This is a genomic window from Bradyrhizobium sp. (assembly GCF_027451485.1).
In the GTDB taxonomy this organism is placed as follows: domain Bacteria; phylum Pseudomonadota; class Alphaproteobacteria; order Rhizobiales; family Xanthobacteraceae; genus Bradyrhizobium.
This window is the reverse complement of record NZ_DAIDJE010000024.1, coordinates 1-10,546: the sequence shown is the minus strand read 5'-3', so window position 1 is coordinate 10,546 and position 10,546 is coordinate 1. Positions and strand designations below refer to the sequence as shown.

At 63.4% G+C, this 10,546-nt stretch carries 9 protein-coding genes; 6 read left to right on the top strand and 3 right to left on the bottom strand.

The annotated features are described in order from the left end of the window. From NEZ08_RS03515 to NEZ08_RS03505, 3 genes are all read right to left on the bottom strand, one after another. A partial coding sequence (locus tag NEZ08_RS03515; protein WP_298103569.1) for an MFS transporter occupies positions 1-1,059 on the bottom strand: 1,059 nt, incomplete at its 3' end. A gap of 99 nt (positions 1,060-1,158) precedes the next feature. Continuing rightward, positions 1,159-2,355: an acetyl-CoA C-acyltransferase gene (locus tag NEZ08_RS03510; protein WP_298103567.1), complete on the bottom strand. Its 1,197-nt coding sequence runs from the start codon at positions 2,353-2,355 to the stop codon at positions 1,159-1,161. Positions 2,356-2,509: 154 nt separating this feature from the next. Further along, positions 2,510-3,280 carry an enoyl-CoA hydratase gene (locus NEZ08_RS03505; RefSeq protein WP_298103564.1) on the bottom strand — a complete coding sequence of 257 codons (771 nt, stop codon included), beginning with the start codon at positions 3,278-3,280 and terminating at the stop codon, positions 2,510-2,512. Positions 3,281-3,507: 227 nt separating this feature from the next. Between NEZ08_RS03505 and NEZ08_RS03500 the strand changes: the two genes are divergently transcribed. The 6 genes from NEZ08_RS03500 to NEZ08_RS03475 all read left to right on the top strand — a co-directional run. Then, positions 3,508-4,131, top strand: a complete 624-nt coding sequence (locus tag NEZ08_RS03500; protein WP_298103562.1) for a TetR/AcrR family transcriptional regulator — start codon at positions 3,508-3,510, stop codon at positions 4,129-4,131. Between the two features lie 201 nt (positions 4,132-4,332). Further along, entirely contained in the window at positions 4,333-5,829 is a 1,497-nt protein-coding gene (locus tag NEZ08_RS03495) for a CoA-acylating methylmalonate-semialdehyde dehydrogenase (protein ID WP_298103558.1), read from the top strand. A gap of 131 nt (positions 5,830-5,960) precedes the next feature. Beyond that, a complete protein-coding gene (locus NEZ08_RS03490; protein ID WP_298103555.1) occupies positions 5,961-7,106 on the top strand; it encodes an isobutyryl-CoA dehydrogenase in 1,146 nt (381 codons plus the stop codon). Beyond that, positions 7,103-8,182: an enoyl-CoA hydratase/isomerase family protein gene (locus NEZ08_RS03485; protein WP_298103552.1), complete on the top strand. Its 1,080-nt coding sequence runs from the start codon at positions 7,103-7,105 to the stop codon at positions 8,180-8,182. Before NEZ08_RS03490 ends, NEZ08_RS03485 begins: the two co-directional genes overlap by 4 nt. Before the next feature lie 32 nt (positions 8,183-8,214). Then, positions 8,215-9,102, top strand: coding sequence for a 3-hydroxyisobutyrate dehydrogenase (gene mmsB / locus NEZ08_RS03480; RefSeq protein WP_298103549.1), 888 nt, complete (start codon positions 8,215-8,217; stop codon positions 9,100-9,102). Between the two features lie 10 nt (positions 9,103-9,112). Continuing rightward, a partial coding sequence (locus NEZ08_RS03475; protein ID WP_298103546.1) for an AMP-binding protein occupies positions 9,113-10,546 on the top strand: 1,434 nt, incomplete at its 3' end.

Here is a 10,546-nt window from a genome sequence, read left to right as displayed (position 1 = left end):
CACCGTCGGCGGCACGGTGGCGATCCAGTCGAGGCCGTAGAACATCGCAAACAGCGACAGGCCGTAAAACGAGAAGTCCGTGAACGGCAGCATCAGGAGCGAAAGACCGCGCAAGCCGTAATACCAGAACAGAAGCCAGCGATTGTCATAGCGGTCCGACAGCCAGCCGGAGCAGATGGTGCCGAAGAAGTCGAAAATTCCCATGGCGGCGAGCAGACTCGCCGCCTGCACCTGCGGAATGCCGTAATCGAGGCACATCGGGATGAGATGGACCTGGACGAGGCCGTTGGTCGAGGCGCCGCAGATGAAGAAGGTCGCAAACAGGATCCAGAACGTCCGCGTTTGCGATACGTCGCGCAAGGTGCCGAGCGCGGCCGCCATGATCGGCGCATGACTGGTTGGAGGCGCCGGCAGCGGCTCGGTGCCCTTATCGCCAAACGGGCGTAAGCCGACATCGCTCGGCCGATCACGCATCAGCATCAGCACCGCAAATGCGGCAACTCCCAGCATGACGCAGACGAATGACAACGCGACGCGCCAGCCCATCCTCTCGGTGATGCTGGCAAGCAGCGGCAGGAACACCAATTGTCCGGTCGCGGTGCTCGCGGTCATGATTCCGACCACAAGGCCGCGCCGCGCACTGAACCAGCGCGCGGCGATGGTCGCGCCGAGAACCAGCGCGGTCATACCGGTGCCGATCCCGATCACGACGCCCCACAACAGCAGGAGATGCCAGACCTTGGTCATGGCGAGCGACGCCACCAGCGCGGACACCACGACCAGCAGCGCGGAAAGCGTGATGTTACGCAGGCCGTAGCGGTTCATCAGCGCCGCCGCGAACGGCGCCATCAGGCCGAACAGGATGAAGCGAATTGAGAGCGCGGATGAAATTTCAGCGGTGCTCCAGCCGAACTCCTTCTGCAACGGGACGATGAAGACGCCGGGCGCGCCGACCGCGCCGGCGGTGACCAGCGCGGTGAGAAAGGTGACGCCAACCATCACCCAGCCGTAGTGAACGTTACGGCGGGCAAGCGCCGATGAGAGCCAGTTCGAAATCAAGGTCGTCTCCGGGCAGAATTCGGTTCATCACGCGCGCATATTGCCGCGAGCGCCGCATGACGTAAATGTCATAGTTCCCTCACTTTCGGACATTGCCGGTCAGGAGGTGATCCGCTCGACCGCAATCGCGGTTGCTTCGCCGCCGCCAATGCAGAGCGCGGCGACACCGCGTTTGAGGTCGCGCGCCTCAAGCGCGTGTAACAGCGTGACGATGAGCCGGGCGCCGGTCGCCCCAATCGGATGACCCAGCGCGCAGGCGCCGCCATTGACGTTGAGTTTATCGCGAGCGATTCCGAGATCCCGCTGCGCCGCCATGGCGACCACTGCAAACGCCTCGTTGATCTCGAACAGGTCGACGTCGCCGACGCTCCAGCCGGCCTTGTCGAGCACCTTGCGGATCGCAGGGATCGGCGCGGTGGTGAACCATTGGGGTTCCTGGCTGTGCGTGGCATGAGCCTTGACCTCGGCCAGCGCAGGCAGGCCCTCGCGGTCGGCCAGCGCCCGCTTGGCTATCACGAGAGCGGCGGCGCCATCGGCATTGGCCGAGGAGGCAGCCGGTGTGATTGTGCCGTTGGCGCGGAACGCCGGCCTCAATCCGGGGATCTTGGCCGGATCGACCTTCATCGGGATCTCGTCATGGCCGACCGTGCGTGGCCCGGCCTTCTCCTTCACCGTCAGCGGCACGATTTCAGCCGAGAAAGCACCGTCTTGCACCGCCTTGCGCGCGCGCGTCAGGGTCTCCATGGCGTATTCATCCTGCGCGGCGCGCGTGAACTGGTAGGCTTCCGCGGTCGCTTCGCCGAAGTCCCCCATCGAGCGGCCGGCCTCGTAAGCATCCTCGAGGCCATCGAGCAGCATATGATCGATGATACGGTCGTGGCCGACGCGGTACCCGCCACGCGCCTTCGCCAGCAGATATGGCGCATTGGACATGCTCTCCATGCCGCCGGACACCACGATTTCGGCAGAGCCGGCCTGAATGATGTCGTGGGCCAGCATGGTCGCCTTCATGCCGGAGCCGCAGACCTTGTTGATGGTGGTCGCGCCCGTCGCGTCAGGCAGCCCGGCGCCGCGCGCGGCTTGCCTTGCCGGCGCCTGGCCCTGTCCCGCCGGCAACACGCAGCCCATGAAAACTTCGTCGATACGCTCCGGCTCGAGCTTGGCGCGATCGAGCGCGGCCTGAATGACGTGAGCGCCGAGCTGGTGGGCGGAAAACGGTGCGAGCTCGCCCATAAAGCGCCCGAGCGGGGTGCGCGCGGCGGAGACGATGACGACGGGATCCGAGGGAGCGGCCATGATGATCTCCATCAAGCTGATAGATTACGCTTGTCATATTATACTGCATTGCAAAACATGCAACGGCGCGCTTCGTTGACAACTGCGCATGGATTTGATGACAAAATGTCTTGATCGGATGCTTTCGGCTGGAATCCGATCGATGAGCGTGCCGTCAACGCTTCCGGTTGATGAACTCCTGCATCAGCCGTTTTGGCTCTTCGGTCATAAATGAGCGGCCGAAAACGCCGATGCTCAAATCGACGGACTCGGTCAGCGGCAATTCTTCCCATCGCCGGAGCAGGTCCTTTTGCGCGCGCAGCGCTTGAGGTCCGCATTTCAGCAGCGCTTCGACCACCTTGTCGACCGCGGCGTCGAGGCCGCCTTGGTCGGCCACGACATCGATCAGCCCCCAGGCGAGTGCCGTGGCGGCATCGATGTTTTCGGCGGTCATAAGCAGCCAGCGCGCGCGGCCCCAGCCGATCAGGCGTGGCAGCAATGCGGCGTGAATGACGCTGGGAATCCCGACGCGGACTTCGGGCATGCCGAATCTGGCGTCAGGTGCCGCGACGCGGAAATCGCAGGCGGCCGCAACCTCGAGCCCGCCGCCGAGGCACCATCCCGCCATCCGGGCAATGACGGGCGCAGGAAAGTTTCGCACCGCTTCGCAGAGATCGCGCAAGCCGGTGATGAACTTTTCGGCGGAGCTTTGGTCGAGACCGGCCATTTCCTTGATGTCGGCCCCCCCGATCATGCTTTTAGGGCTTTGGCCGGAAAGAACCATCACCCGGATCTGGCGGTCGGCGGCCAGTGTCTCGAGACCTTCGCGGACGGACCGGATGACGGCCGAGCCCAGTATGTTGAGCGGACCTGCGTTGCAAATTGTCAGCCGCACGAGTCCGCGGGCATCGCGGTCGACGCCGCAGTGGGAATTGAGCATCTGCATGACGGGCCTCGCTTGTGCGGGAAGAAACTCTCCCGATTCCACAGTTCCTTGGCAAAAGGCGCTGTCTGTCAAGATTGGAACGGCATTGCGTCTGATGACTTGGGTGCACAGCATCAAAAGCAATGGACGCGGAAACCAATGCCGGACGAAATAAGGTGCGGTATCGAGGGGCGGGTGCTAAAAGGCCATCGCCTATTATATGACCTTGAACATGTCATGAGACGTCGATGCGCTACTCCAAGGAACACAAGCTTCAGACCCATGCCAGGATCGTAAAGCGCGCCTCGGTCAAGCTCCGCGAAAAAGGAGCGCATGGAATCGGGGTCGCCGATCTCATGAAGGAAGCCGGGCTGACCCACGGCGGTTTCTACGCTCACTTCGATTCGCGGGACGCCTTGATGATTGAGGCCGTCACGCATGCGATGGACCGCTCGACCGAGCATTGGAAAAAGCAGTCGGAGGCAATCCCGGCGGAGAAGCGTCTCCCGGCGATTGTGAACAGCTATCTGTCGGCGGAACACCGCGACAATCCCGGACAGGGCTGTGCGGTGCCGGCGCTCGCGGCGGAGATTGCGCGCGAAAGCGCGAAGACGCGCAAGGCGTTCGCGGGGCGTATGGAGCGATTGATCGGGATACTGGCCAGGCAATTTCATGGGCTGCCGCCCAAAGCGGCGCGGAAGCGGGCGATGGCCACCTTGGCGACGATGATGGGCTCGCTGGTGATGGCCCGCGTCGCCGGGAGCGGTGAATTTTCCGACGAGATCCTCAAGTCCGGCCGGGAAGCGATCCTGGGACATGCAAAGCCTGCGTCGCCGAGGCGACCAGGCAAACGGACCGCCGCTTCGGCCTAAGCGTTATTCGACGTTGGTCTAAGGTCGTGCGAGGCGCCCGGCGGCCAATTTGGCGCATCCCTCCCGCGCGGAAAAAACCTTTCCAAACCGGCCAAAGCCTGCAACATGTTCAGGAAATTGGCGCGGCGGCCCGCATCGCCGCCGAGCCCGGAAACGGGTGCTGCAAGCGGGCCAATCACTTCAGGATTCCGGGAGGAACGCATGCGTATGATCGGGCATTTCATCGGCGGCCGCGAGGTCAAGGGCACATCGGGCCGGTTCGCGGACGTCTTTCAGCCGATGACCGGTGAGGTCCAGGCGCAGGTCGCATTGGCCTCCAAAACCGAATTGCGCGCCGCGGTCGAAAACGCCAAGGCGGCTCAGCCCGAATGGGCCGCGACCAATCCGCAGCGGCGGGTTCGCGTCCTGATGAAATTCCTCGAGCTGGTGGCCCGTGACAATGACGCGCTGGCCGAATTGCTGGCGCGTGAACACGGCAAAACCCTCCCCGACGCCAAGGGTGACATTCTGCGCGGCGTCGAGGTCGTGGAATTCGCGCTCGGGATTCCTCAATTGATGAAGGGCGAATTCACGGAAGGAGCGGGGCCCGGCATCGACATCTATTCGATGCGCCAGCCGCTCGGTGTGGTCGCCGGCATTACGCCGTTCAATTTCCCGGCGATGATCCCGATGTGGAAGTTCGCACCGGCGATTGCCTGCGGCAACGCCTTCATCCTCAAGCCCTCCGAGCGCGATCCCGGCGTGCCGATGAGGCTTGCCGAGTTGATGCTGGAGGCCGGTCTGCCGCCGGGCATCCTCAACGTCGTCAACGGCGACAAGGAGGCGGTGGACGCCATCCTCGATGATCGCGACATCTCCGCTGTCGGCTTTGTGGGCTCGTCCTCGATCGCGCAATATATCTACGAGCGCGCGGCTGCGAACGGCAAACGCGTGCAATGCTTCGGCGGCGCCAAGAACCATCTCATTATCATGCCCGATGCGGACATGGATCAGACCGTCGATGCGCTCGTCGGTTCCGGCTACGGCGCCGCGGGCGAGCGTTGCATGGCGGTCTCGGTTGCCGTGCCGGTCGGCAAGACCACGGCCGATCGGCTGATGGAAAAGCTCATTCCACGGGTCGAGAACCTGAAGATCGGGCCCTCGCTCGATGCGACGGCGGATTTCGGGCCGCTGGTGACCCGCGAGGCCCTGCAGCGCGTCAAGAACTACGTCGAAATCGGCATCAAGGAAGGCGCAACGCTCGCCGTCGATGGCCGCAATTTCAAAATGCAGGGCTATGAGAACGGCTTCTACATGGGCGGTTGTTTGTTCGACAACGTCACCAAGGACATGCGGATCTACAAGGAAGAGATCTTTGGCCCCGTTTTGTCGGTGGTACGGGCCAAGGATTATGCGGAAGCTCTCGCGCTTCCTTCAGAGCACGAGTACGGCAACGGCGTTGCGATTTTCACCCGCGACGGCGACGCTGCGCGGGATTTTGCCAATCGGGTCAATGTTGGAATGGTCGGCGTCAACGTGCCGATCCCGGTACCGGTCGCCTACTATACTTTCGGCGGCTGGAAGCGTTCCGGTTTCGGCGATCTCAATCAATACGGGCCGGACTCGATCCGCTTCTACACCAAGACAAAGACGGTGACCGCGCGCTGGCCATCCGGCATCAAGGACGGGGCTGACTTCGCGATGCCGACGATGAACTGATCACTAAAGTTCGCCATCGCGAGAAGCGGAAGGTCCGAAGCAATCCAGGCTACAGCCACTGAAGCTCCCTGGATTGCTTCGCTTCGCTCGCAATGACGGCTCGGGCCGGGCGAGAGGAACGCAACCAACCCATGCAATTCGCACTCACCGAGGACCAGATTGCGGTTCGAGACATGGCGCGGGAATTCGCTGCGGAAAAAATTGCGCCGCACGCGATCCGCTGGGATGAGGAGAAGCACTTCCCCGTCGAAGTGATGCGGGAAGCCGCCAAGCTCGGCATCGGCGGCGTCTACATCCGCGATGACGTCGGCGGCTCGGCGCTGACGCGCTTCGACGCGGCGCTGATCTTCGAAGCGCTGGCAGAAGGCTGCCCCACGGTTTCGGCGTTCATCTCGATCCATAACATGGCTTCGTGGATGATCGATGCTTTCGGCAACGAGGCCCAGCGCCGGCGCTGGTTGCCGAAGCTCTGCACCATGGAATACCTGGCGAGCTATTGCCTGACCGAGCCGGGCTCCGGATCGGACGCCGCCGCGTTGCGCACGCGCGCGGTGCGCGATGGCGACCACTACATCCTCAATGGCCAGAAGCAGTTCATTTCCGGAGCCGGCGGCGGCGACCTCTACGTCGTGATGGTGCGAACGGGCGACGGCGGTCCGGGCGGCATCTCCACGCTCGTGGTCGAAGGCGATACGCCGGGGCTCTCGCTCGGCGCCAATGAACGCAAGATGGGTTGGAACGCACAGCCGACACGCGCGGTGGTTTTCGAGAATGCACGCGTCCCGGTTGCCAATCGTCTTGGTGAGGAAGGCATCGGCTTCAAGATCGCCATGGCCGGCCTTGACGGCGGCCGCATCAACATCGCGGCCTGCTCGCTTGGCGGGGCGCAGAACGCGCTCGACCGCGCGCTCGCCTACATGAAGGACCGCAAGGCGTTCGGAAAGCGCCTCGACGAATTTCAGGCCTTGCAGTTCCGCATTGCGGACATGGCGACAGAACTTGAAGCGGCACGAACTTTCGTGTGGCGCGCCGCTGCGGCGCTCGACCGCAAGGATGTCGATGCCACGATGCTCTGCGCCATGGCGAAGCGCTTTGGTACCGACGTCGGCTTCGAGGTCGCCAACCAGGCGCTGCAACTGCATGGCGGCTACGGCTATCTCAGCGAATACGGCATCGAAAAGATCGTGCGCGACTTGCGCGTGCATCAGATTCTGGAAGGTACCAACGAGATCATGCGGCTGATCGTGGCGCGCAAGATGATCGAGGGCGCGCGATGACAGCGTTGGCGGCAGCTGCGGATGCCGAGGGCGATCTGATCGTCTGCCGCGAAGGCGCGGCGGGAATTATCCGGTTGAATCGCCCGAAAGCGATCAACGCGATGACGTACGAGATGTCACAAGGCATCGATGCCGCGCTCGATCGCTTCGAGGCCGACCCGGCTGTCGCGGTGGTGATTCTGGAAGGCGCGGGCGAACGCGGCCTCTGCGCCGGCGGCGATATTCGCGGGCTTTACGAGAGTTCGAAAGCCGGCGGCGATCTCGGTAAGGTGTTCTGGCGTCAGGAATACCTCATGAACGCGCGGATTGCCAAATTCCCCAAACCCTACGTCGCGTTCATGGATGGCTTGGTGATGGGCGGCGGCGTCGGATTATCCGGGCATGCGCGCCATCGGGTGGTCACCGAGAAGACGAAGCTCGCGATGCCTGAGGTCGGGCTTGGCTTCTTCCCGGATGTTGGCGGCACGTGGCTGCTGCCACGCTCGCCTGGCGAGATCGGCACGTTCTTTGGCCTTTCCGGCCAGGCCATGAACGGGCCGGACGCGGTGTTCGCCCGTTTTGCCGACGCGGTCGTGCCTTCGGCCAGACTGCCGGCGTTGCGTGAGGCTTTAACGGCGGTCCGGCCGGACATCAGCTCGAGCGAGGTCGACAGGATCATCGCCGGCTTCGCCACCGGCGAGACTTCGGGGCCGATCAGCGCCAGAAAAGCGGATATTGACCGCTGGTTTGCGGGCGACCGGATGGAGGATATCTTCGGCGAGTTGAGGCGCGACGGCTCGGATTTCGCGCAATCGACGCTGAAGCTATTGAACGAGAAGTCGCCGCGCGGCATGGTCGTGACGCTGAAATTGTTACGGCTGGGGCGGCGCACGGCCTCACTGGAGGAATGTCTGGTGCGCGAATATCGCGCCGCGCTGGAAGTCTTCCGCAGCGATGATTTTCGCGAAGGCGTGCGCGCCGCCGTGATCGACAAGGATCGCAATCCGCGATGGTCGCCGCCTCGCATCGAGGATGTGACGCCCGAAATGCTGGCGCCGTATTTCAGAGAGATCGGCGCCGACGAACTGGTTTTCTAGAAAAGAAAGAACCGAAGCGGGAGGAGCTTTAAATGGCCAGCATTGCATTCATCGGTCTCGGCAATATGGGCGGTCCGATGGCGGCCAACCTTGTCAAGGCTGGCCACAAGGTAATTGCCTTCGATCTCGTCGCAGCCTCGCGCGATCAGGCCCGCGCGGATGGCGCTGCCGTTGCCGAAAGTTCTGTGGCGGCGGTGAAGGGAGCCGAGGTCGTCATCACGATGCTTCCGGCCGGCAAGCATGTGCTTTCGGTCTGGCACGAGGTCGTGCCGGCCATGACCAGGGGCGCGCTCATCATCGATTGTTCGACCATTGACGTCGAAAGCGCCAAGGCGGCGCATTCGCTGGCCGCTAAACACGGGATCGGCTCGATCGACGCGCCGGTCTCGGGCGGCACCGGCGGCGCCAGGGCGGCGACGTTGACCTTCATGTGTGGGGGAGCGGGAAAGGCGTTTGCATCGGCCAAGCCGGTGCTGGAGAACATGGGCAAGAAGGTCGTCCATTGCGGCGGCGCGGGGGCCGGGCAGTCGGCCAAGATCTGCAACAACATGATTCTCGGCATTTCCATGATCGCCGTGAGCGAGGCCTTTGCGCTTGCCGAGAAACTCGGGCTTTCGCATCAGGCGTTGTTCGATGTTGCCTCGACCTCGTCCGGGCAATGCTGGTCGCTGACGTCGTACTGCCCGGTGCCGGGACCGGTCCCGGCCTCGCCCGCAAACAACGAGTACAAGCCCGGTTTTGCCGCGGCGCTGATGGTGAAAGACCTGACATTGGCACAGGACGCCGCGAAAGCCGCGGGCGCGGCGACGCCGCTCGGCAAGCATGCGCAGGAGATCTACAAGGCGTTCGACGCGGCCGGAAACGGTGGCGTCGATTTCTCGGGGATTATCCAGCACGTCAGAAAATTGGCCGACCAGTAGGGCGCGCGCCATGACCACCTTTCAGGAAGCGCGCGCATTCCTTCTGAAGCACCGAACTGACTACGACAAGGCTGTCGCCGACTTCCGATGGCCTGATGCCGTCCCGTTCAACTGGGCGCTGGACTGGTTCGATGCCGAACTGGCGCGTGACCCGCAAAGCCGCGATCGGCCGGCACTCTGGATTGTCGATGCCGGCAGCCGCGAGGCCAGGCTGTCCTTCGCAGCGCTGTCGCGGCGCTCCAATCAGGTTGCGAATTTTCTGCGGGCGCAGGGATTGAAGCGCGGCGACCATCTGCTGCTGTTGCTCGGCAACGTCGTGCCCCTCTGGGAAACCATGCTGGCGGCGATCAAGCTCGGCGTCATCGTGATTCCGGCGACCACCTTGCTCACCCCCGACGAGTTGCGTGACCGGCTCGACCGGGGACGCGCACGCGCCGTTGTCGCGACGCAGGACCAGGTCGACAAATTCAGAGGTCTCGGAGCCGAGAAGCTGGTGCGCATTGTCGTCAATGCCGCCGCGCCGCAGGAGGGCTGGCTGCCGTTCGAGAGGTCTGCCGGTTTTTCCGAGGAGTTTGCGCCCGACGGTCCGACCGGGCCCGGCGATCCGATGCTGCTCTATTTCACCTCAGGCACCACGGCGAAGCCGAAGCTGGTACGGCACAGCCAGCGCAGCTATCCGGTCGGCGGTCTTTCGACCATGTACTGGCTGGGCCTTCAGCCAGGCGATGTTCATCTCAACATTTCCTCGCCGGGCTGGGCCAAGCATGCCTGGAGCTGCTTCTTTGCGCCCTGGAATGCCGGCGCGACCGTATTCGTGGTCAATCAGCCGCGTTTCGATGCCAAGGGCCTGCTGGCAACTATCGCGCAATGCGGCGTCACGACGTTATGCGCGCCGCCGACGGTATGGCGGCTGTTCATTCAGGAAAAGCTCGCCGACTACCAGGTGTCGCTGCGCGAAGTCTGCGGCGCCGGCGAACCGCTTAACCCTGAAGTGATCGACCAGGTGCGGGCGGCTTGGGGGCTGACGATCCGCGACGGGTACGGCCAGACCGAGACCACGGCGCTCGCCGGCAATTCGCCGGGCCAGGTAGTGAAGGTGGGATCGATGGGCCGGCCGATGCCGGGCTATCGTGTCGAAGTTACCGACGCCGACGGGCATGCGGCCAAAGAGGGCGAAATCACGCTGCGGCTTGGCGCCGACCGGCCGGCGGGACTGATGCAGGGCTATCAGGGCGAGGACGGAACGCTCTCCGGGACGGACGGCGACGTCTATCGCAGCGGCGATGTCGTGTTTGTCGATGATGACGGTTATTTCACCTTCGTCGGCCGCTCCGACGACGTATTCAAGTCGTCCGATTATCGCATCAGTCCGTTCGAGCTGGAAAGCGTGCTGCTCGAACACGAGTTGGTCGCGGAAGCGGCTGTCGTGCCAAGTCCCGATCCG